At 44.8% G+C, this 21,724-nt stretch carries 24 protein-coding genes and 1 riboswitch; of the genes, 10 read left to right on the top strand and 14 right to left on the bottom strand.

Annotated elements, in window-relative coordinates:
- Positions 1-2 precede the first annotated feature (2 nt).
- Positions 3-707: a 3-deoxy-D-manno-octulosonic acid kinase gene (locus J4N42_RS00640; protein WP_252029009.1), complete on the top strand. Its 705-nt coding sequence runs from the start codon at positions 3-5 to the stop codon at positions 705-707.
- 23 nt (positions 708-730) lie between these two features.
- Here the strand turns inward: J4N42_RS00640 and waaA are convergent, their stop codons facing one another.
- The 3 genes from waaA to J4N42_RS00625 are packed head-to-tail and all read right to left on the bottom strand — an operon-like array spanning position 731 to position 4,011.
- Complete coding sequence (waaA, locus tag J4N42_RS00635) at positions 731-2,020, bottom strand: lipid IV(A) 3-deoxy-D-manno-octulosonic acid transferase (protein WP_252029008.1); 1,290 nt, start codon at positions 2,018-2,020, stop codon at positions 731-733.
- 12 nt (positions 2,021-2,032) lie between these two features.
- Entirely contained in the window at positions 2,033-3,085 is a 1,053-nt protein-coding gene (gene waaF / locus J4N42_RS00630; protein WP_252029007.1) for a lipopolysaccharide heptosyltransferase II, read from the bottom strand.
- A 2-nt stretch (positions 3,086-3,087) separates the two neighbouring features.
- Complete coding sequence (locus J4N42_RS00625) at positions 3,088-4,011, bottom strand: glycosyl transferase family 90 (RefSeq protein WP_252030761.1); 924 nt, start codon at positions 4,009-4,011, stop codon at positions 3,088-3,090.
- Between the two features lie 241 nt (positions 4,012-4,252).
- Here J4N42_RS00625 and J4N42_RS00620 point away from each other — a divergent pair, with 241 nt between their 5' ends.
- A complete protein-coding gene (locus tag J4N42_RS00620; RefSeq protein ID WP_252029006.1) occupies positions 4,253-5,020 on the top strand; it encodes a glycosyltransferase family 25 protein in 768 nt (255 codons plus the stop codon).
- Positions 5,021-5,023: 3 nt separating this feature from the next.
- Here J4N42_RS00620 and mutM read toward each other — a convergent pair whose 3' ends face one another.
- The 5 genes from mutM to radC form a co-directional block, all read right to left on the bottom strand.
- The gene (gene mutM / locus J4N42_RS00615; RefSeq protein ID WP_252029005.1) at positions 5,024-5,833 is read right to left on the bottom strand and encodes a bifunctional DNA-formamidopyrimidine glycosylase/DNA-(apurinic or apyrimidinic site) lyase; all 810 of its coding nucleotides are present in this window, start codon (positions 5,831-5,833) and stop codon (positions 5,024-5,026) included.
- A 20-nt stretch (positions 5,834-5,853) separates the two neighbouring features.
- Positions 5,854-6,333, bottom strand: a complete 480-nt coding sequence (locus J4N42_RS00610; protein ID WP_252029004.1) for a hypothetical protein — start codon at positions 6,331-6,333, stop codon at positions 5,854-5,856.
- A gap of 158 nt (positions 6,334-6,491) precedes the next feature.
- Positions 6,492-6,659 (bottom strand): 50S ribosomal protein L33, encoded by a 168-nt coding sequence (rpmG, locus tag J4N42_RS00605; protein ID WP_002535344.1) that lies wholly within the window; start codon positions 6,657-6,659, stop codon positions 6,492-6,494.
- 13 nt (positions 6,660-6,672) lie between these two features.
- The gene (rpmB, locus tag J4N42_RS00600) at positions 6,673-6,909 is read right to left on the bottom strand and encodes a 50S ribosomal protein L28 (RefSeq protein WP_004728407.1); all 237 of its coding nucleotides are present in this window, start codon (positions 6,907-6,909) and stop codon (positions 6,673-6,675) included.
- Between the two features lie 312 nt (positions 6,910-7,221).
- Positions 7,222-7,896: a RadC family protein gene (radC, locus tag J4N42_RS00595; protein ID WP_252029003.1), complete on the bottom strand. Its 675-nt coding sequence runs from the start codon at positions 7,894-7,896 to the stop codon at positions 7,222-7,224.
- Positions 7,897-8,106: 210 nt separating this feature from the next.
- Here radC and coaBC point away from each other — a divergent pair, with 210 nt between their 5' ends.
- The 3 genes from coaBC to J4N42_RS00580 all read left to right on the top strand — a co-directional run bounded on the left by coaBC (position 8,107) and on the right by J4N42_RS00580 (position 10,989).
- The gene (gene coaBC, locus J4N42_RS00590; protein WP_252029002.1) at positions 8,107-9,324 is read left to right on the top strand and encodes a bifunctional phosphopantothenoylcysteine decarboxylase/phosphopantothenate--cysteine ligase CoaBC; all 1,218 of its coding nucleotides are present in this window, start codon (positions 8,107-8,109) and stop codon (positions 9,322-9,324) included.
- A 118-nt stretch (positions 9,325-9,442) separates the two neighbouring features.
- Positions 9,443-10,033 carry a nucleoid occlusion factor SlmA gene (gene slmA / locus J4N42_RS00585; RefSeq protein ID WP_252029001.1) on the top strand — a complete coding sequence of 197 codons (591 nt, stop codon included), beginning with the start codon at positions 9,443-9,445 and terminating at the stop codon, positions 10,031-10,033.
- 2 nt (positions 10,034-10,035) lie between these two features.
- Entirely contained in the window at positions 10,036-10,989 is a 954-nt protein-coding gene (locus J4N42_RS00580; protein WP_252029000.1) for a Kdo(2)-lipid IV(A) acyltransferase, read from the top strand.
- A 69-nt stretch (positions 10,990-11,058) separates the two neighbouring features.
- Here J4N42_RS00580 and pyrE read toward each other — a convergent pair whose 3' ends face one another.
- Both pyrE and rph read right to left on the bottom strand, forming a co-directional pair.
- The gene (gene pyrE / locus J4N42_RS00575) at positions 11,059-11,700 is read right to left on the bottom strand and encodes an orotate phosphoribosyltransferase (RefSeq protein WP_252028999.1); all 642 of its coding nucleotides are present in this window, start codon (positions 11,698-11,700) and stop codon (positions 11,059-11,061) included.
- A gap of 216 nt (positions 11,701-11,916) precedes the next feature.
- Positions 11,917-12,633, bottom strand: coding sequence for a ribonuclease PH (rph, locus tag J4N42_RS00570; protein WP_004410877.1), 717 nt, complete (start codon positions 12,631-12,633; stop codon positions 11,917-11,919).
- Positions 12,634-12,775: 142 nt separating this feature from the next.
- On the opposite strand from rph, the gene J4N42_RS00565 reads away from it, so the two are divergent.
- On the top strand, positions 12,776-13,642 hold the full coding sequence (locus J4N42_RS00565) for a YicC/YloC family endoribonuclease (RefSeq protein WP_252028998.1): 867 nt from the start codon (positions 12,776-12,778) through the stop codon (positions 13,640-13,642).
- A 64-nt stretch (positions 13,643-13,706) separates the two neighbouring features.
- On the opposite strand, the gene J4N42_RS00560 is transcribed toward J4N42_RS00565, so the two are convergent.
- The 4 genes from J4N42_RS00560 to J4N42_RS00545 all read right to left on the bottom strand — a co-directional run bounded on the left by J4N42_RS00560 (position 13,707) and on the right by J4N42_RS00545 (position 17,268).
- Positions 13,707-14,660 carry a DMT family transporter gene (locus J4N42_RS00560; RefSeq protein WP_252028997.1) on the bottom strand — a complete coding sequence of 318 codons (954 nt, stop codon included), beginning with the start codon at positions 14,658-14,660 and terminating at the stop codon, positions 13,707-13,709.
- A 214-nt stretch (positions 14,661-14,874) separates the two neighbouring features.
- A complete protein-coding gene (locus J4N42_RS00555; protein ID WP_252028996.1) occupies positions 14,875-15,246 on the bottom strand; it encodes a hypothetical protein in 372 nt (123 codons plus the stop codon).
- Between the two features lie 115 nt (positions 15,247-15,361).
- Positions 15,362-15,787, bottom strand: a complete 426-nt coding sequence (locus J4N42_RS00550) for a phosphate-starvation-inducible protein PsiE (protein WP_252028995.1) — start codon at positions 15,785-15,787, stop codon at positions 15,362-15,364.
- Positions 15,788-15,897: 110 nt separating this feature from the next.
- The gene (locus J4N42_RS00545) at positions 15,898-17,268 is read right to left on the bottom strand and encodes an NCS2 family permease (protein ID WP_252028994.1); all 1,371 of its coding nucleotides are present in this window, start codon (positions 17,266-17,268) and stop codon (positions 15,898-15,900) included.
- A 66-nt stretch (positions 17,269-17,334) separates the two neighbouring features.
- Positions 17,335-17,434, bottom strand: a riboswitch (purine riboswitch).
- Between the two features lie 282 nt (positions 17,435-17,716).
- Here J4N42_RS00545 and gmk point away from each other — a divergent pair.
- From gmk to trmH, 4 genes are all read left to right on the top strand, one after another.
- Positions 17,717-18,340: a guanylate kinase gene (gmk, locus tag J4N42_RS00540; RefSeq protein WP_252028993.1), complete on the top strand. Its 624-nt coding sequence runs from the start codon at positions 17,717-17,719 to the stop codon at positions 18,338-18,340.
- A 104-nt stretch (positions 18,341-18,444) separates the two neighbouring features.
- Complete coding sequence (rpoZ, locus tag J4N42_RS00535) at positions 18,445-18,717, top strand: DNA-directed RNA polymerase subunit omega (protein WP_252028992.1); 273 nt, start codon at positions 18,445-18,447, stop codon at positions 18,715-18,717.
- An 86-nt stretch (positions 18,718-18,803) separates the two neighbouring features.
- The gene (spoT, locus tag J4N42_RS00530; RefSeq protein ID WP_252028991.1) at positions 18,804-20,924 is read left to right on the top strand and encodes a bifunctional GTP diphosphokinase/guanosine-3',5'-bis pyrophosphate 3'-pyrophosphohydrolase; all 2,121 of its coding nucleotides are present in this window, start codon (positions 18,804-18,806) and stop codon (positions 20,922-20,924) included.
- A gap of 53 nt (positions 20,925-20,977) precedes the next feature.
- Positions 20,978-21,661 (top strand): tRNA (guanosine(18)-2'-O)-methyltransferase TrmH, encoded by a 684-nt coding sequence (gene trmH, locus J4N42_RS00525; RefSeq protein WP_252028990.1) that lies wholly within the window; start codon positions 20,978-20,980, stop codon positions 21,659-21,661.
- Positions 21,662-21,724: the final 63 nt, after the last annotated feature.

Raw genomic sequence — 21,724 nt, 5'->3', positions numbered from 1 at the left:
TCATGCTCACTAAGACGCAATCGAGTAATACAACCTATTGGTACAATCCAGCCCTACTAATAGAAGAAGTTGAGTCTGCCTTTTCTGTAGATTTTTGGAAGCGAAGAGAAGCGGTTATCGGGAGTGCGCAAGGGCGAGGAACAACGTGGTTTATTCGAGGAGGCTTGATTCCAATTGCACTTCGACATTACTACCGAGGGGGGCTTCTGGGTCGAATTTTTACAGATAAATACTTATTTTGGGGTCTGGCAAATTCGCGGCCTTACAAAGAGCTAAAAACATTAGAGATTTTATCTAAAGCTGGGGTAAATGTACCACGCCCTATTGCCGCTAAAATTACAGTGGCAACTTTCACTTATAGGGCTGATATTCTAGTTGAACTTATAAAAGATGCTAAAGATCTAGTAAGCGTACTGAAAAGTGAAAGCCTAAGCCCCGAAATACTATATCGTATTGGTCAAGAAATTCGGAAGATGCATGATACGCAAGTTAACCATAGAGACCTAAATATACACAACATACTGATCGATAAAAATAAGAAAGTATGGTTGATCGATTTTGATAAATGCGGTCAACAAAGAGGAAACAAATGGAAAAAGGGAAACCTAAGTCGTCTGCTGCGTTCGTTTAAAAAAGAGCAAACACTTGGTAACATCAATGCACTACATTACGATTTCAATGTCATCATGCAGGGGTACAATGACTGAAATCACCATTAGTAGCTCTATCATCATCCCGCTAATACTTGTTCAGATATCCCTAATGTTTTCTCTAAGGCTCCTTTATTCTTAAGAACATAATCGTAGCCAGCTTGGCCTTTTTCAAGTAGAGAATGTTCGTTATGAATAAGTGTCACCACGCACTCCGCGATTTCTTTTGGTGTATTGACAATTTCAAGCGCTTTGGCATCAATTAGTTGTTTAGCTAAATCCGAAAAATTGTAATAACTCGGGCCTGTTAGGCAATACTTTTTTAGTAAGGCGGGTTCTATAAAATTGTGCCCCCCAACTTTACTCCCGAGTAAGCTCCCCCCCATAAAGACAATGTCGCTGGCGGCAAGCATCACCATCAACTCTCCTAAAGTATCCCCCAAATATACATCCATGTCGGTACTTGTATCACTATCAAGGGAAGTTCGCCGTACTACAGAGAACCCACTTTCCTGCGCTAATCTTTCCACAGCATCAAAACGCTCAGGGTGACGAGGAACTAAAATGAGTAGTGATTCAGGCACTTTCACCTTAATACGCTGATACGCTGATAATATAAGCTCATCCTCTCCCTGATGAGTACTTGCTGCGATTAGAACTTTCCTGTCTTCGCCAAGTTCTTGCTTTAACTCTTTTCCCTGCATAACAATCGAATCATCGACGTTTACGTCATATTTTATTGACCCAGTGACTTCGACTTTATTGGGTGCAACACCTAAGGACTCAAACCTATTTTTATCATCACTGTGAACTGTCAATATACGGCTAAGCAAGCTTAATGTAGGTGAGATAAGCAGGGAAAGTTTCTGATAGTTGCGCGCAGATTTTTCAGACAATCGCCCATTCACTAAAACAATCGGTATACCAGTTTGAGCAACTGAGTTTATAGTGTTAGGCCAAATTTCTGTCTCAATAATGAATAACGCTTCTGGGTTCATAGCTTTTAGAAAGCGCTTAACACACCAACTAAAATCAATCGGCATATAGCGGTGCAAAACGCTTCCCTCAAAAGTGGTTACTTGCTCTGCCCCAGTGCTAGTGGTTGTTGTTACAAGCACCTGTTTATCTGAATATCTATCTTGAAGGGATGTAACAAACTTCTTTGCAGCTAGAACTTCGCCCACAGAGACTGCGTGGACCCATATAACTCCCCTGCTTTTTTCTTGAAGAGGTGGAGCGAAGCCGAAGTGCTCTTTCCAGCGCTTGCCAAATTTGGGCTTATTTGGCCTTGAGCGATAGAGTCCAATTAGTAGCAACGGGCTTACTATCGCTAGAATAACGGTGTAGCACCAACGTATAAAAGTCGTCATATTCCTTGCGCCCTACCCGACACTTAACGCATCAAACCCTTCAATTGCTGACACCACTCTTTCGGGCATCAGTTCAACTAAACAGTTCATATGCTGCTTTGGACAGGTCCGTTGAAAGCAAGGGCGACAATCGATATCTGTATTTAATACTGCCAATTTTTTAGTAAGTGGTGGCGTGTATTTAGGGGAGCTGGAGCCATAAACCGCAACCACATTACAACCAACGGCCGCAGCGACATGCATAAGTCCAGAGTCATTACTTACAACGGTCTTGCATGCTCCTATCAGATCAATTGCTTGGATTAGGCTCGTGTCACCAGCTAAGTTAAAGCAGTATTGTTGCTTATCTTTAGCTACCTGTTCAATAATCTTGGTCGTGACTTCTTTATCTTTTGCCGATCCAAACAGCCATACTTGGTAACCTTTCTTAATCATTTCCGTAGCGACATGGGCAAAATGATTATCAGGCCAACGTTTGGCTGGTCCAAACTCAGCGCCAGGGCATAAGCCCAAAATAGGTCTATCTGTGTTAAGACCGAACTTGCTCATCGCATCGGTTTGAGTAGATTCCAGTACATTAAGTGCGGGATAAGGCAGGGTTGATAGCTCACCTAAGCAGCCGCTTCCAGTCATACTTTGTTTTGGATGTGCTAAAGCAACATACCGCTCCAACATGTATTGGAAAGATTTTTTGTTGGTTCGAATATCATTAAGTAATCCATAGCGCATCTCCCCTTTCCAACCAACCCGCTTAGGGATTTTAGCAAAGAAAGGAATCAACGCTGATTTTGCTGAATTGGGTAATACGTAAGCCACGTCATATTCTGTATGTCGAAGCGATTTACCAATTTGGTAACGAGCTTTTAAGTCAAACTGACCATGCCCCAATGGCATTTCAAGCGCCTGATTAACTTGCGGCATTCTCTCAAGGATAGGTTTACACCACGCCGGAGCCAATACGTCAATTTTAGCCTCTGGGGCACGCTTTTTCAGCTCAATATACAAGCCCTGGGACATAACCATATCTCCCACCCAAGACGGGCCTATAATAAGTATTTTTCTCATATTTACTGCTTCACCTGGCCTGACAACTCAAAGTACTTTTCTAAAGTTTTTATGCTCACAAGCTCTTCAAGATCATTATCCTTAAAAGGCAATAAATACCGATGAGCGTTGTGAACTATGTTTTCAGCTTCCTCAGGGTGATTAATATAAAACTGTATTTTTTCCTCAAAATCAGACCAGTCATCTTTAACCTCGACATAGTGCACACCTGCTTGAAGAGTCCCTTCCATAAACCAAGTTTCATATTTCATCTTAGGCGTTATTACTACTGAGTTCGAAGACATCGCCCACTTCAAATTAGAGGCTACGTCATGCCCCTCTAGACATATAATAAACTTGTAATCCATTTGCTCTTCGACCGACATAAATGGCTTCTGCCACTCTGGATTCAAGTTAGATGGATTAGACTGGCCAGCATCTATTAAAGGGTGGTTAAACATTGTTTCCATAAAGCGAACTCTATGAGGTTGCTTTACTGCCCCCCTAAAAACGGCAAGGTTTTTCTTCTCTTGAAAGCTTCTCTTATCTGGATAGAATCGAAAGTGTCGAGATTTAACCAGCTTTGTCAAAACGGAATTATGGTTGTCACCATTTATAGGTCTAGCTTTAAACAAAGTAGGATAGGGCTCAATATGTGTTTCATCGCCGAAATAATACAAAAAGCGGTAATGCTTTGGGAAAAAAGACATTATTGACATTAAATCAATGACATACTGACTTTGCCCTTTATGCTTGAAGGTTGCTCTTGACACTGCATCTTTGGGTAACTCAAAGGACTGCCTTAACTTAACGTAATATCTAACTCTGTTGTCTATGTACTTCTTTTTGTCGTTAAACTTTTTTTCTAGAGCAGACTTTCTGTATCTTAGCGCAATCTGTGGCGCAAATGCTCGCATCATATAATTCAGGTAGTAAATGAACTTCACAATACCAGTCACCTCAACCATAAAATATTCCGGATTATAACACTGTTGTATCGATACTAGTAACTTTTGCTGTCGGCCTTATTTCAATAAATAGCATATTTGATTCGAAGGTATTTCATTAGCTTTAGATATAGCACTAAGTATTGCATACAATATTATCAATACGGCATTCAAGTCAGTGGACACAACATCCGCCATGCTGTTAATCTTTGTTACATATATTATCCAATATGAATACCTCATGAAAGCATATTGCATCACACTCAAAGATTGTAACGACAGACAAATAACAACAGCGGAAGTTCTAAAACGCGCAAATATTAGTGTTGAGTTTTTTATTGGTGTTGATGCTAGAGTCGATACACACCCACTCTTAGAAAGATTCAGAGAAAGGACCTTTCTACTCAATATGGGACGCCCAGGTGCTATCGGAGAGGCGGGCTGTTATGCCAGCCATTATCTAATGTGGGAAAAATGCGTCGAGCTTAATGAACCAATCATTGTATTTGAAGATGATTTCGATATCGATGAACGAATGTTCTGCCACTCTCTAGAAATAGCTAAAGCTCATATAAATGATTGTGGGTACATCCGCATTGAAAATACGTGTAACCACGATATGTTTTACCAAGTTCGTACCTATGGTGATCAGCGATTGGTAAAATACTTAAAAATCCCGCAGTGTATGACAGGATACGCAATCTCACCGAAAACAGCCAAAGCATTTATCGAACACAGCAAAACTTTTGATTACCCTGTTGATGTATTCCTGCGTAATGCTTGGATCCACAAACAGCCAATCTTTGGAGTGTGCCAATCTGGTTTATGGGGTGGGAACAAGCCTTCCGTTATTGGTAATCGCAAACGTCAAGGAAAGAAGGATTACTTTGTTGCGACAATGAAGATCGTCAACAAAATCAAAAATATGACTTTGAACCTTGCGACGAACTTCTATCACTTAAAGTTGCTCGGAAGCGATTATAAACCGACTAAATTGTGGAAGGGGTAGCCACTACTGTTGGCAATTAGAGCAGAAGAAAGTGTTTCGTTGGCCAATTTTCTGCTCTTCAATTTCTTGACCACAGCTTGGACAAGCTTCTCCTGCCTTGCCATACACCTGTAATTCTTGAGCAAAGTAGCCAGGCTTTCCGTCTGCTTGAGCGAAATCTTTTAACGTTGTTCCACCTTGTTTGATGGCCGTATCAAGTACTTGCTTTATTTCTTCTACCAGTAGTTTCCATTCTTTGTTGGTGAGCTTGCCTGCTGCTCGCGTAGGATGAATTCGCGCACTAAACAGTGATTCATTGGCGTAAATGTTGCCCACTCCAACAACCACCTTGTTGTCCATAATGAACTGCTTCACCGCAACACGTTTCCCTTTGGCTTTTTCGGCTATGTAGTCGGCACTGAACTCTATGGTTAACGGCTCTGGCCCCATATTCTCTAAGACTTTATGGCTCTCTTCACTTGCTTTCCACAACCAAGCACCAAAACGGCGCGGATCGTTGTAACGTAGTACCTTACCGTTGGAGAGTTTGAGATCGACATGATCGTGTTTGGCGGCTGGAAAGTCAGCGTCCAATACTCTCAATGACCCAGACATACCTAAATGAACAATCGCATCTCCGGCATCGGTTTCGATGATCAGATATTTTGCACGCCTTGAAATATCACGAATCACCTGCCCTTCAAGTAATTTAAGCTCTTGAGGGATATTCCAACGAAGCTTAGCAGTTCTAAAAGTAAAGCGATCAATGGTTTCACCTTTCAAATGAGGCGTGATCCCCATTCTACTGACTTCAACTTCAGGTAACTCAGGCACAGTGTTTCTCTATATCAGCTCTAAAAGGTGGGAATAAGATAACTTGCATCGACCGATACCGCTATCCATTTGTCTTGCCAGTTCTTCAGCAGCCAGAACTGTGGGGTTTGATAAAGCGTGATCCTTTGAGGCTCTTCAAGATCGGCATACCACACCTCTATCGTTTTAGGTTCTCTAAGTGCAGCGCCTAACGACTGTTGCGTTCGCTCGTCGACTTCTGTTCCAACTAGTGATTGCCATCTGGCAGCCAGTTCTTCAGGGGCAATATTACTTGGCTTAGATATACGCCAGCGATTTTGATTTTTCTCTAACGACCAATCACTAAAATGCAGCGCCTGTAACTCGGCATTCGGGTTAATAAGATAAGGGAATGTACTTTGAGGTTCTTCGACCAAATAGGTTTTAATGATCGTAGGCAGGTTGAGCACTGCGATAAACGCTATCACAGCCAGCATAAGAATGTTGTTCCAGCGGCGGCGTCTGGCAGGAGAAACTCGCATAATTCAGAACCTTTACATTTTCCTTGTCATAAGTTCAGTATAAAGGATTGAAGTGTAAGCAGCGAGAAGTTGTCTGAGATCAAAAACAAAAAACCCAGCTCGAAAGCTGGGTTTTACGCAATCTTCTCTAAACAAGAAGCTTCAAAGAGTTCAATCAATTACTTGATTTTCGCTTCTTTGTACATAACGTGTTGGCGAACTACAGGATCAAACTTTTTGATCTCGAATTTGCCTGGCATGTTACGCTTGTTCTTGTCAGTTGTGTAGAAGTGACCAGTACCTGCAGAAGATACTAGACGAATTTTCTCACGAATGCCTTTAGCCATTGCTTAATTCCTCTTAAACGTTTTCGCCACGTGCACGGATATCAACAAGAACAGCATCGATGCCTTTCTTATCAATGATACGCATGCCTTTAGCAGTTAGACGTAGTTTAACAAAACGTTTTTCGCTCTCTACCCAGAAACGATGAGTTTGTAGGTTCGGCAGAAAACGACGCTTAGTAGCATTTCGTGCGTGTGAACGGTTGTTACCCGTTACTGGACGCTTACCAGTTACTTGGCATACTCGGGACATGAATGTCTTCTCCAAATCGTTTCAGCTCGATATCAACCTTGGTGGCCGAACCTCGCAATCTATAAGAAGTTGAGGTCGAAAACCGTTATGGAAAGTCCATACAAGGCTATCAAAGGTCGCGCATTATACTAACTTGACACGCATTGCTCAAGACCCGAACAGATCCTTTTTACAGGTTTTCGTGATCTTTTTTTAAGCAGGGCTACTTTTCTTTAAAAAATTAAAGCTCAAGCAATCAAAGCTGAATAAGGTTGATAATTTTAGTGGCGGGATGATAACAGATTTTTAGCAACTAACAAGCCAAAATGTGATTCAAATCCATCCACGTTCCGCAAAGGAAACCACTTCACCATCGCCTACAACGAAGTGATCCAGCACCCGGATATCCACTAAGGCCAGCGCATCACTCAATCGACGAGTAATTCGTCTATCAGCTTGGCTAGGCTCAGCAACGCCTGAAGGGTGATTATGCGCTAAAATAAGGGCGGCTGAGTTATGATGAAGTGCCCGCTTTACAACCTCTCTGGGGTAAACGCTGGCAGCGTCTATCGTTCCCTCAAACAGGATCTCATCTTGAATCACGCGATGTTGGTTATCTAAAAACAGGATATAGAATGCTTCCCTTTGACGATCACGCAATATGCTCGAAAGATAAAGCTTGGTATGTTCCGGGCTAGTCAACGCATCTCCTCGCTGTAGCGTTTCAGCTAAATAGCGCTGCGTCATTTCTAACACCGCCTGCAACTGGACATACTTCGCCTCTCCAAGCCCTTTGTGACTACAGAACTCCTTCTTACTTGATGAAAATAACTCACGCAGTGAGCCAAACTCTTTAATCAAACGGTCAGATAGCTCAATGACATTCATCCCCTGAGTACCGGTTCGTAAAAATATCGCTAATAACTCCGCGTTAGTCAGCGATGAAGGGCCATGACTCAGTAATTTTTCTCTAGGCATAGATTCATTCGGCAGTGACTTGATACTCATGGTGAACTCCTTTTCAACTCATCAGCAAGCCTATGAAGTTTACGGGCTAAACTCATTTCGTTAAGCGGGAGCTTCGAATGACTTGGCTTGGCGTTGAAATTGATGTGTCTAACACTATTGGCTAGCGCTGCGTAGACTCAAGGCGTGCTGACTAGCAACGCGATTCGCCTCCATGCTATCTTAGTCGCAGAGATTTGAAGGAATAACAACATGCAAACACTAGCGGGCAAAAAGATCCTATTAGGGATCAGTGGTGGTATCGCCGCATACAAATGTGCAGAGCTAACACGTCGATTGATTGAGCGCGGCGCTGAAGTTCGTGTCGTCATGACCAATGCTGCCAAAGAGTTTATCACCCCACTCACCATGCAAGCCGTATCAGGCCATCCAGTTGCTGACAGTTTATTAGACCCTGCTGCAGAAGCATCAATGGGACACATCGAGCTCGCCAAATGGGCCGATTTAGTACTATTGGCACCAGCTACGGCAGACTTAATCGCTCGTATGGCGGCCGGAATGGGCAACGACTTACTTTCGACCCTCATCCTAGCTACCGATGCTCCTGTCGCCGTTTCTCCTGCAATGAACCAACAGATGTATCTAAATACAGCGACTCAAGAAAACATCGCCACTATAGAGCGCCGAGGTATGCACATTTGGGGGCCAGCTGCGGGCGAGCAAGCATGTGGTGATATCGGCCCAGGTAGAATGCTAGAGCCAATGCAGTTGGTTGAACTGAGCGAACAATTCTTCCAAGATAGACAGGTATTTCTAGACAAACCTCTGGAAGGAAAATCCATTCTTATCTCGGCAGGGCCGACGCGAGAAGCACTCGACCCTGTACGTTACATCACCAACCATAGCTCTGGAAAAATGGGCTTTGCTCTCGCCGCAGCTGCTAAACAGCTTGGCGCACACGTAACTCTCGTGAGCGGCCCAGTTTCTCTACCAACACCAGATGGTGTTTCTCGAACGAATGTTGAGAGCGCGATAGAAATGCACAAGTCAGTGCTCGACTACGCCACATCCCACGATGTGTTTATCAGCTGCGCGGCCGTGGCAGACTACCGCCCTGAGATCGTCGCCGATCAAAAAATCAAAAAAACCGACGATAGTGATCAAATGACGATCAGTATGGTGAAGAATCCAGATATCGTCGCATCCGTTGCTAGCTTACAAAAAAACCGACCATTTACAGTTGGCTTCGCAGCAGAAACGCAAGATGTAGAGCGGTATGCGCGTGGTAAATTAGCAAGAAAGAATCTTGATATGATCTGTGCAAATGATGTTTCTGTTGAGGGACAAGGCTTTAACAGTAATAGCAATGCGATTACTATCTACGACAAACAAGGTGAACTTGAGTTACCTTTGGCATCAAAAAACGAGCTTGCAAAAGCAATAATGATGCATATAAACGACCGCATATAGCACCAACTTCAATCATTTATTATTAAATACTACGCAGTCGAATCACTGTTCGTTAAACTAGCCGCTTAGCGAACAGTAACCTGTCTATTCAATATGTTGTAATAAAAAGGAAGAGGCCATGGCCGGCACAAGAAAATCAAATCGTCGTGAAGAGATCTTACAAGCACTGGCTGAAATGCTAGAGTCCAATGACGGTGCTTCACGCATCACGACGGCAAAACTGGCTAAACAAGTAGGGGTTTCTGAAGCAGCACTTTATCGACACTTTCCTAGCAAAGCGCGTATGTTTGAAGGCTTAATAGAGTTCATCGAGGAATCTTTAATGTCGCGCATTAATCGCATACTTGATGACGAAAAAGATACGTTAAACCGTATTCGCCTTGTGCTGCAGCTTATCCTTGCGTTCTCGGAGCGTAACCCAGGCCTGACACGTATCCTTTCCGGGCATGCCTTAATGTTTGAAAACGAGCGACTGCGTGAGCGTATTAATCAATTGTTTGAACGTATTGAAACTCAACTACGCCAGATCTTACGTGAACGCAAATTACGCGAAGGAAAGTCATTCCCAGTTGATGAAACCATTTTAGCAGCACAGCTATTAGGGCAAGTAGAAGGCAGCTTAAACCGCTTTGTACGCTCAGACTTTAAATACCAGCCAACGGCCAACTTTGACGAATACTGGGCGCTATTAAGTGCTCAAATACAGTAATTATGAGTAAATCGAACCATTACGAACAACCAGAATTCAAGCTGTCCCTGCTACACCCTAAAAACTGGGGAGTATGGCTAGGGTTTGGCTTACTCGCACTCATCGTAAATATCCTGCCGTATCGAGTATTGCAGCTTATCGGTCGTAAACTTGGCGAAATTGGTATGCGCTTTGGTAAAAAGCGAGTCCATGTCGCTACTCGTAACCTCGAACTCGCGTTCCCAGAGAAATCACCGCAAGAGGTGGCCGAGATTGTCAGCGAGAATTTCCGTAACACAGGCATGGCGCTGATCGAAACGGGGATAACCTGGTTCTGGCCAACGTGGCGGTTTAAAAGGCGTATCATCGAAAAAGATGTACAAGTTTTAAGAGAACACGATGCCAATGGCAAAGGTGTTCTATTGTGTTGTGTTCATGCACTTAACTTAGAAATAACCGCAAGGGCCTTTGCGGTTATGGGGCTTGCAGGATACGGTGCTTTTCGCCCACATAACAACCCAGCGTATAACTTCATCCAATACTGGGGGCGAACCCACAACGGGAATAAGTTGATTGACCGTAAAGACGTCAAGAAGATGATCAAAGTAATGCGCAAAGGCGAACGACTTTTCTATTTACCAGACCATGACTACGGTCGAAATAAATCTGTCTTTGTCCCTTTCTTTGCTGTTGAAGACGCATGTACAACCACAGGTACGAGCATCTTGGCGTACACAAGTAAGTGTGCCATTGTTCCCGGTTCTGGGTTTCGTAACAATGAAGGCTTCTACGAGATCATCGCCGATCGTTCTATAGAAGCTGATTACCCGCAAAAAGATGAGCTGGCTGCCGCTAAGTATATGAATACTTGCGTTGAAGAAGTCATCCTTCGCGCCCCAGAGCAATGGATGTGGCTCCACAAGCGTTACAAGACTATGGCCGATGAAAATATCGAGAAAGGCATTCGATACAAGTGATCTTGAATAAATAAAAAGGGCTGATGTGCACACATCAGCCCTTTTTGCATTTCTTGGTATTGAAACCGATTAAATACCGTATTGAGCTCGGTACGCCTTCACTGCCTCTAGATGCTCAGCGTCAGTACCTTTCTCTTCTAGGAAAGTTACTAGATCAGTCAGGCTAACAATGGAGATGATTGCACAACCGAAGTCACGCTCAACTTCTTGGATTGCTGATAGTTCACCTTTACCTTTCTCTTGGCGGTCAATTGCAACCAAAACACCTGCCAGATCAGCACCGTTAGCTTGAATGATTTCCATCGACTCACGAATTGCCGTACCCGCAGTGATAACATCGTCCACCAGCATAATGCGGCCTTCCAATGCGCTACCTACTAGATTACCACCTTCACCGTGATCTTTTGCTTCTTTACGGTTGAAACAGTAAGGCGTATCCACATCATGGTGATCCGCTAATGCCACTGCTGTAGTTGTCGCGATTGGGATACCTTTGTACGCAGGGCCAAATAGTACGTCGAACTCAATGCCAGAATCTGCTAGCGCTGCTGCGTAGAAACGACCTAGACGCGCTAAGTCACGACCAGTATTGAAAAGACCAGCGTTAAAGAAGTACGGGCTCTTACGGCCAGACTTTAAAGTAAACTCGCCAAATTTTAGGACTTCTTTCTCTAGTGCAAACTCAATAAATTCACGCTGGTATGCTTTCATTACTTTCTCTCTAAATAAAAGGTCTAGTTTTCTAGACGGTTCATAACATAAAGAAACATTTTCTAAATAGATGGCTTGGCAGCTAGGCAACAAGCGCTTTCAGCCCTATGAGCATAGGGAACCTATGTGATTAGGGGGAAAGAGTGCAGTTAACAACGCTGCAATGCTATCTATGACGAAAATAAAAAAATAGCCCCCAATTGGGAGCTATCTGAATCAATTTTCTAACGCCGCCTTCTGCGCCGCTACGATCTCGGTAATACCTTTGGTCGCCGACTCCAGCAACTTCATCAGCTCGGCGTGGGTGAACGGTTCGCCCTCTGCTGTGCCTTGAACTTCGATCATTCGACCGTCTTCGGTCATCACTACGTTCATATCGGTATCTGCTGCTGAATCTTCTGTGTACTCAAGGTCACATAAGATGTCTTCACCTAGAATGCCCACAGAAACAGCTGCTACGTGGCCTTTCATTGGGTTCGCTTTTAGCTTGCCTTTCTCTACTAAGTGTTGGAAAGCATCAGCCATCGCAACGCTTGCACCAGAGATAGACGCAGTACGCGTACCGCCGTCTGCTTGGATTACATCACAGTCAACTGTCACCATGATTTCGCCCATCGCTTCTAGATCAACCACAGCACGTAAGCTACGAGCAATCAGGCGTTGGATTTCCATCGTACGGCCACCTTGCTTACCACTTGCCGCTTCACGACGCATACGTGAATGGGTTGAACGTGGCAGCATGCCGTATTCAGCCGTTACCCAGCCCTTACCTTGACCTTTTAGCCAACGTGGAACGTTCTCTTCAACGGTCGCATTACAAAGTACTTTTGTATTGCCGAATTCAACCAATACAGAACCTTCTGCATAAGCTGTGTAGTTACGAGTAATTTTGATTGGGCGAACTTGGTCCGCCTTGCGATCGTTTGGACGCATGGGCATCTACCTTATATGAAGGGGGAGACGTTTTTGGTTGGAGCAGGATTATAGCGAAGTTTACTCATCAAAGCTATCTGTCTGGGATCTGTGCTACTATTGCCCCGCGTTATTTTCAAAGATGATTAAACAGGAAAATTCGATGATCTACAGTATGACAGCCTACGCTCGTAAAGAAGTGAAAGGCGATTGGGGCAGCGCGGTATGGGAAATTCGTAGTGTTAACCAACGCTACCTTGAAACCTACTTCCGCCTGCCAGAGCAGTTCCGAGGCCTAGAGCCAGTGCTACGTGAGCGTTTTCGTAAACGTCTAGCACGCGGTAAAGTTGAATGTGCACTGCGCTTTGAAGCGAACCCAGCGGCAAAAGGCGAGTTAAGCATCAACGAAAATCTAGCACAGCAAGTCATTAGTGCTGCAAACCAAGTAATGCAGATGACCGGCGAAGAAAGCCGCCTAAATCCATTCCAAGTAATGAACTGGCCGGGCGTAATGGAAACGTCTGAGCAGGATATGGATGCAGTGAACAAAGATCTACTTGGTGCATTCGATGAAGCCGTAAGCGAGTTTATTGAAGCGCGTGGCCGTGAAGGTGAGAACATGAAAGCGCTGATCGTGCAGCGTTTGGATGCAATCACTGAAGAAGTCGTAAAAGTGCGTGCTCGTATGCCTGAAATTTTAGAGTGGCAACGTGAGCGTCTATTCTCGAAGTTTGAAGAAGCGAAAATTGAGCTTGATGCATCACGTGTAGAGCAAGAGCTGATCCTACTAGCGCAAAAATCTGACGTGGCGGAAGAGCTAGATCGCCTAGACTCGCACGTAAAAGAAGCAACCAACATCTTGAAAAAAGGTGGCGCGTGTGGCCGCCGCCTAGACTTTATGATGCAAGAGTTTAACCGTGAGTCGAACACGCTAGCTTCTAAGTCAATCAGCACTGATATCACAGCATCTGGTGTTGAACTTAAGGTTCTGATTGAACAAATGCGTGAGCAGATCCAAAACATTGAATAATCAGTGTCATTGAAATAAAAGCCCCGCCAGAACTGCGGGGCTTTTTTATATCTGCGGCCTAATACTACACACTAAGCCGTTTCGCGCATTGCGCACACAGCACTGGCGCTTGTTTTACGCGCCAAAAACGAAGCTTAAGCCAGAAAGACGGCTGTGCTTTGGTTATCAAAATACCGAGCAGTAGTGGCATCATCAACAGCAAAGATGTCATCGAAAAGCTGTTTCCTGCGACCCAACTTGAAAGGCTCAGTGCAATCAGTGGGAAGAATAGAAAACAAATAGAGGCGGTAAACGGCGTCGACACTTGTCCAAGTTTAAAGTAGGCCACTATCCCGCCCACACTCGCGAATAAACCCAGATAAGCTACCGCTACCATCGAATCTGTGGAGAAAGCAGAAACCTCTGGCTGCTCAAGCCATGCTGAAGCCAACAGCAAGCACATCGAAGCGATGAAACTAGGTATCGCGTTATAAGTCAGTACAGGAATGGCACGGCAATACTTTTCAACAAAGACATACATCACGGCATGAATTGCGACCGCCCCGCCTAGCGCCAATGATCCAAGCAAGTAATCTTTACCACCCAAAGTCATTTCTGTCGCTAAGATAAGCACCAAACTCAATACAGCAATCAATAGCCCCGAGATCTGCAGCTTGCTCAGCCGTAACCCTAAAAATAAGCTAGATGTAATCATTACCGCAATCGGCATATTGGCGAAGATGATCGAAGCGAGCCCCGAGGATATGTACTGCTCACCAAAAATCATCAAGGTAAACGGAATCGCAAAATAGAATATGGCGACAACAAACATCCAAAATTGCTTCCCTTTGGGAAACAGCAAAGGCTGTTTTAGCTTTATCGCCAATAACACCAGCAATGGTGCTGCAATCAAAAAACGCAGGCCGGTAGCAAAAATAGGCGGAATACTCGCAACGGCTATTTCCATTGCAAGCCATGTGGTTCCCCAAATCAGGCATACCGAAACAAATAAAAAGGCGGTCAGAGACTTATGCGACATAACCGCCTCCTTGCTTACCAAATAGGCCATTCACCGGAAACACAGGCAGACAAGAGTCGGCGCAGTAAGCAGCACCGAAAAAAACTTCAACATTCATATTCTTATTCCCATCACTGGATGGTGTAAATAAGCCGAGCCTATTTACACTCAAATCAAAGGCACACAAAGGTGTTGTGTGAATAACGTGGTGCGAAAAATCGCGGATAAATAAGAGTTATGCGATAGGAGGTCGATACAGAGAGTGAACCCCTGCATCAGAGTAATTCACGGGAATACTGGCGACTAGAACGTAACGAAAAGGCGCACTGTATGAACGTGCTGTCGTTTCGACTAGAGCAATATTTGAGATTTGAACATGAGAGCAGCACTGCTTTTCAAAGCAGGATCCACCGGGATCGCAGCAGCCAGAAATAGATGCAGAATCCATCACCGTACCGCAGCCATCCAAACTGATTGCAATCATCGACGAGCCAGAGGACGAAACCTGATGAGAAGGCACTTTCGCTTGCACAGCAACACTAAATAGCAAAGTAGCTATCAGTGCACTGAGCAACAAATAGATTGTCGGTGTGTAGCGTCTTAGCATCACACAGCCTCATCACGTCAAATAGAAAGCCTAAAGATAGCGGCAGAAATGGGGAATGACAATCATCGAGCAGGCGACTTTACACTTATTTACTCGCCTACCCTCTATGCCTTGATTACTCGTCTTTTTCTGCAGTTTGGTTGTCGATATACGGCCAATAGTGATGGCCAACTCGGATCAGCAATGTCGCCGCAGCAAGAATGAATGCTGCCACGGATAACCATACGACCAGCACAGCATCTAACTCTTTCATTCCCAGTGTGATGTAACGAGCAATCGCCATCATCGCAATGTAGATTGGATATCGAACTGGGATTTTACCGTTCATCACAAACTGCTTCACCATCGCGAGAACTTCGAGATAGATAAACATCAGCAGAATATCGGTGAGAAGAACACGCTTTTCCGTGAAGACATGAATAAATTCTTCCACCATCGCAAACAGCGTGGCCAGCGTAATGGCAACCAGAAGCACCGCTTCTAATACGTAGAAGCTTTTAAGAAAGGGTTTACTAAAAGACTTAGGAAGATGGGAAGGCATAACCTCTTTCCGCAAATAAGAAATCAACTAAGGAAAGAGTTTACACGAGGTTGCATAAAAGGGGCTATGTGAATCATCTCAATAATCGATATCACACAGCCCTTATAGCATTAAAGCAGGATCAAATACGCTAGGAATACTGCAGACAATACGTAAATAACCGGGTGAACTTGCTTGCCTTTGCCCGCGACAACCATAGTGAACGCATAGCTAATGAAGCCCATTGCCATGCCGTTAGCTGGCGAGAAGCTCAACACGGTAAACATAATGGTAAAGAACGCTGCAATGCGAGACTCTTTCTGCTCCCAGCTGATTTGGCCCAAACGGCCAATCATATAAATGCCGACCACTACCATTGCTGGAGCTACCATCGCAGCTGAGAAAATCGAAAATAGTGGGTACAGGAATAGCGACAGCAAGAATAAGCCCGACACCATCACCGCAGCCAATCCAGTTTTAGCCCCCTGAGAAGAAGCAATACCCGACTCAGAAAACGCAGTAATAGAGGTTGTACCCAGCACAGAACCAATTACGGTACCACCGGCATCTGCCACCAGTGCAGAACGTGCGTTCGGTACTTTACCGTCTTTATCAATGATGCCTGCGTCACGGCCAACACCAACGATGGTACTTAAGCCATCAAAGAAATCGACAATCAAAAAGATGATGACGATAAACAGTAGATCAAACAACTTGTCAGCCGCTAAGCCCGAGAAGTTAAACACTGCACCGAAACTACCCGCCATACTCGGTGGCGCAGAGACAAACTGTTCTGGCAGCGGCGCATTACTGGTGCCCATAAAGGTATCAGCCAATATCGTCAGCGCAATCGCTGTCACAAATGAAATAAAGGTGGCTAGCTTAATGTCGCGGACCATACAGCCCAGTGCGACAAAAATGCTGATGTAGGCAATGATGACTTGCGGATCAGAAATGTTCCCCATGCTCACCAGGATGATTGGGTTAGAAACAATGATCCCCGCATTTTTTAAACCCAGAAACGCGATAAACAGACCCAATGAGACAGTAATGGCTAATTTTAGATCTTCTGGAATCGACTCAATCATCGCTTTACGGATATTAGTCATCGATAAAATCAGGTACAACACACCCGATAAGAAAATACCGAACAGTGCTTCATGCCATACCAGTGCAACCGAACCACTTAGTAGCATGCCTTTGAAGAATCCATTCATGCTCATGCCCGGTGCTAACATCACTGGGTAATTGCCCCAGATCCCCATAATCAGAGTCGCGATTGCTGCCGCTAATGCTGTTGCAGTAAAGACAGCGCCTCTGTCCATACCTGGGATGTCGCCTAAAATAGCTGGGTTAACCGCCAAGATGTAGCTCATCGCTAGAAAGGTAATAAAACCCGCATAGAGTTCTGTACCAAGGGTGGTTTTACGCTCAGTGATTTTGAACACTGAGTCCAGTACACCAGAGCTTTTCTGGGCTTTAAGGGTTGAATCGAGACTCACAATGAAACCTTTACAATTTAAATAAATAGTAAACGTTGTGCATGCTGTGAGTACCTAATAAGAGGAGACGTCACACTAAAAAACCGTAGTCATCGAGATAGGCTCGATAGTAGAGACATCTAATCCATTTCATTAGACATATACAGCATTTAAACGTTTGCGCGGATTGTAAGGATATTGACTAAAAACTCAACGTCTTTACTGCTGAAAAACGCAAAAAAGCAAACGTTTTCGTTTTAGATCAATTTCGCTGGCTTGCCCGCTCAATAAATAAACCATGATCTCAATGCGATCTTGTTGTCCTAAATAGTCGACTTATGCTACTCTTCGCCTCCATTTTTCTGACCTAAATTTCGCCAATTGGTCGAATATTCATGGTCAGTGCTATCTTTAAGTCAGGTCGTACAACAGTTCGGCTTACACTCCAACCAAACGTGGAACAGAACAGATGGGCAAAGGTACTCTATACATCGTATCTGCACCGAGCGGCGCAGGAAAATCTAGCTTGATCTCAGCAATGCTAGAGACTAACCCAACCTACGCAATGAAAGTCTCTGTGTCTCATACTACTCGTGGTATGCGCCCAGGCGAGCAAGACGGTGTTCATTACCACTTTGTGCAAAAAGAGCACTTCGAAGAGTTGATCGAAAAAGGCGAATTCCTTGAATACGCTGAAGTCTTCGGCAACTACTACGGTACATCTCGTGTTTGGATTGAAGATAACCTAGACAAAGGGATTGATGTATTTCTGGATATCGACTGGCAAGGTGCTCGTCAGATCCGTGAACAGATGCCTTTGGCACGCAGCGTATTCATTCTACCGCCATCAAATGGCGAATTGGAACGTCGCCTAAACGCTCGTGGTCAAGATAGCGATGCTGTTATTGCAAAACGCATGGCAGAAGCAAAATCAGAGATTTCTCATTACAGCGAGTACGATTACGTTATCGTCAACGATGACTTCGATGCCGCTTTAATGGATTTTAAAGCAATCATTCGCGCAGAAAGATTGAAGCAGGATAAGCAAGCTGCTAAATATAACGGCATGCTTAAAGCGCTACTGGCGGAATAATCCATTCCGCAATGTTAAGTGGCAGCTTAAGAGCTAGAATATAAAGCACTTAGGTTGTATACTTTCTCGTCATTCAAAATTTTAGTTAATTATTTGGAGTCCTTATGGCACGCGTAACTGTTCAAGACGCTGTTGAAAAAGTTGGCAACCGTTTCGACCTAGTTCTAATTGCGGCACGCCGCGCACGTCAAATGCAAACTGGCGGTAAAGATTCACTAGTGCCAGAAGAGAACGATAAGCCAACCGTTATCGCTCTACGCGAAATCGAAGAAGGCCTTATCACTAAAGAAGTTCTAGACGCACGTGAACGTCAAGAACAGCAAGAGCAAGAAGCAGCTGAGCTAGCAGCAGTAAGCAGCATCGCTCACACTCGATAACAACTCGTTTTCGACGTCAGCTGTTTTCGAAGCACACTGTAATAAGTACGTTGTTTTTCGAACGACTAACCAGCCGGGCCTAAAATTTGTATCTATTCGATAGCCTCAAAGACGTTGCCCAAGAATACCTAACAGAGCCTCAAATTGAGGCTCTGCGTCAATCTTATGTGGTAGCGAGAGACGCCCATGAAGGGCAAACCCGCTCAAGCGGTGAACCGTATATCATCCACCCTGTTGCTGTAGCTCGTATCTTGGCCGAAATGCGCCTAGATATTGAAACACTTCAAGCAGCGCTCCTTCACGACGTTATCGAAGACTGTGACGTCACCAAAGAAGACCTAGAAGAAAAGTTTGGCAATACTGTTGCTGAATTAGTGGATGGCGTATCTAAGCTGGATAAGCTTAAATTTCGAGATCGCAAAGAGGCTCAAGCAGAGAACTTCCGTAAGATGGTCCTTGCCATGGTGCAAGACATCCGCGTTATTCTGATCAAGCTTGCCGACCGCACACACAACATGCGTACGCTAGGTGCACTTCGCCCTGATAAAAAGCGTCGTATTGCTCGTGAAACGCTCGAAATCTACTCTCCTTTGGCACATCGCCTAGGTATCCATAACATTAAAACCGAGCTTGAAGAGCTAGGTTTTGAAGCACTTTACCCCAACCGTTATCGCGTACTCAAAGAAGTAGTACGTGCTGCGCGTGGTAACCGTAAAGAGATGATTCAACGCATCCACAGCGAAATTGAAGGTCGCTTGGAAGATGTTGGATTGAAAGCTCGTGTCTTAGGCCGTGAAAAGAACCTGTTCTCCATCTATAACAAGATGAAAACCAAAGAGCAGCGTTTCCATACCATCATGGATATCTACGCTTTCCGTGTCGTCGTTGAAGACGCCGATACCTGTTATCGAGTTCTTGGACAAGTTCATAGCTTGTATAAGCCGCGTCCGGGCCGCATGAAAGATTACATTGCGGTACCAAAAGCGAACGGCTACCAATCTTTGCACACCTCAATGGTTGGTCCACATGGCGTACCTGTTGAAGTACAAATCCGTACCGAAGACATGGACCAAATGGCAGACAAAGGTGTCGCGGCGCACTGGTCATACAAAGGCAATGGCGATCGCACTGGCACCACAGCGCAGGTAAAAGCTCAGCGCTGGATGCAAAGCCTACTCGAGCTGCAGCAAAGTGCTGGTAACTCCTTCGAATTCATTGAAAACGTTAAATCCGATCTCTTCCCTGATGAGATTTACGTCTTCACGCCGAAGGGTCGCATTGTCGAGCTACCAGTTGGTGCAACAGCAGTAGATTTCGCTTATGCCGTTCATACCGATGTTGGCAACATGTGTGTTGGTGCTCGTGTAGACAGAAATCCTTACCCACTGAGCAAGTCACTGAAAAATGGTCAGACAATCGAGATCATTAGTGCGCCGGGGGCACGCCCGAATGCCGCGTGGCTAAACTATGTGGTGACTTCACGTGCTCGCACCAAGATCCGTCAGGTTCTGAAAACCATGCGCCGTGAAGAGTCGATCACCTTAGGTCGCCGCCTGCTTAACCATGCATTGGGCGAGCTTTCTCTTTCAGACATCAGTGAAGACAATGTGCAACATGTACTCACAGACCTGAAAGTCGATAGCGTCGAAGACCTACTGGCTGAAATTGGTTTAGGCGAGCTCATGAGTATCGTCATCGCTCGCCGCCTACTGGGTGATGCCGATGAACTGACCGAAGTAGAAAGCAGCGACGGTAAGCCGAAGAAGAAACTACCAATCCGCGGTGCGGAAGGCATCTTGTTGACCTTTGCTAACTGTTGTCACCCTATTCCGGATGATCACATTATTGCTCACGTATCGCCAGGCCGTGGTTTAGTAGTACACCGTGAAACTTGTCCAAACGTTCGTGGTTATCAAAAAGAACCAGACAAGTACATGGCTGTAGAATGGTCTAACGACTATGACCAAGAGTTCATCACCGAACTGAAAGTCGACATGCAGAACCACCAAGGCGCACTGGCTGAGCTAACCAATGTTATCTCTAAGACGGGCTCTAACATTCATGGCCTGTCGACCGAAGAGCGTGATGGTCGCCTGTATACCGTGACTGTGCTACTGACGACTAAAGACCGTGTGCACTTAGCTAGCATCATGAAGAAAATTCGTGTGATGCCGCATGCGTTAAGAGTTAGGCGCAGAAAGAACTAGATTAGTTAAACATTAAATAAATGCGCTCTTTCGGAGCGCATTTTTATATCATTATGAATATAGAAAGATACCAACGTATTCAGCAAGTGCTGAAATCTCGTCAAACAGACTTAACGCTGTGCTTAGAAGAAGTACACAAACCTAACAACGTTTCAGCGGTTATCCGTACTGCAGATGCAACAGGCATCCATAAAGTCCATGCAGTTTGGCCAAATGAAATGCGCACGCTAAGCCACACCTCGGCGGGTGCGCGTAACTGGGTTGAAGTTGACACACACGACACCATCGGGGATGCCATTGGAGAGCTGAAATCTCAAGGCATGCAGGTACTGGTCACCAACTTATCGGACACTGCCGTCGATTTTCGCGAGATTGATTACACTAAGCCAACCGCTATCATTCTTGGCAATGAAAAAACTGGCGCTTCAAAGCAAGCTCTGGAGATGGCAGACCAAGACATCATCATCCCGATGATTGGTATGGTTCAATCATTAAACGTTTCTGTTGCAAGCGCCGTACTCCTATACGAAGCCCAACGTCAACGTGAAATGGCTGGAATGTATCAGCGAGAAGAAAGCGCGCTACCAGAAGAAACCATTCATCGCATTTTGTTTGAACGCGGCCATCCTGTGCTGGCTAAAGTCGCTAAACGCAAAAAACTGCCTTATCCGCCATTAGACGACCAAGGTCAAATTGTTGCTGAAGAAGCATGGTGGAAAGAGATGCAAAAAGCCTAGCTTCGACGAACAACGCTTTGGAGGGCTTCTATCTTCACCAAAGCGTTGTAATTTATCCTGTAC

Origin of the sequence: Vibrio sp. SCSIO 43135, from assembly GCF_023716665.1 — a bacterium.
GTDB classification, from domain to species: domain Bacteria; phylum Pseudomonadota; class Gammaproteobacteria; order Enterobacterales; family Vibrionaceae; genus Vibrio; species Vibrio paucivorans.
Note: the sequence above shows the minus strand (reverse complement) of the source record. Positions and strands in the feature narration are given on the sequence as shown.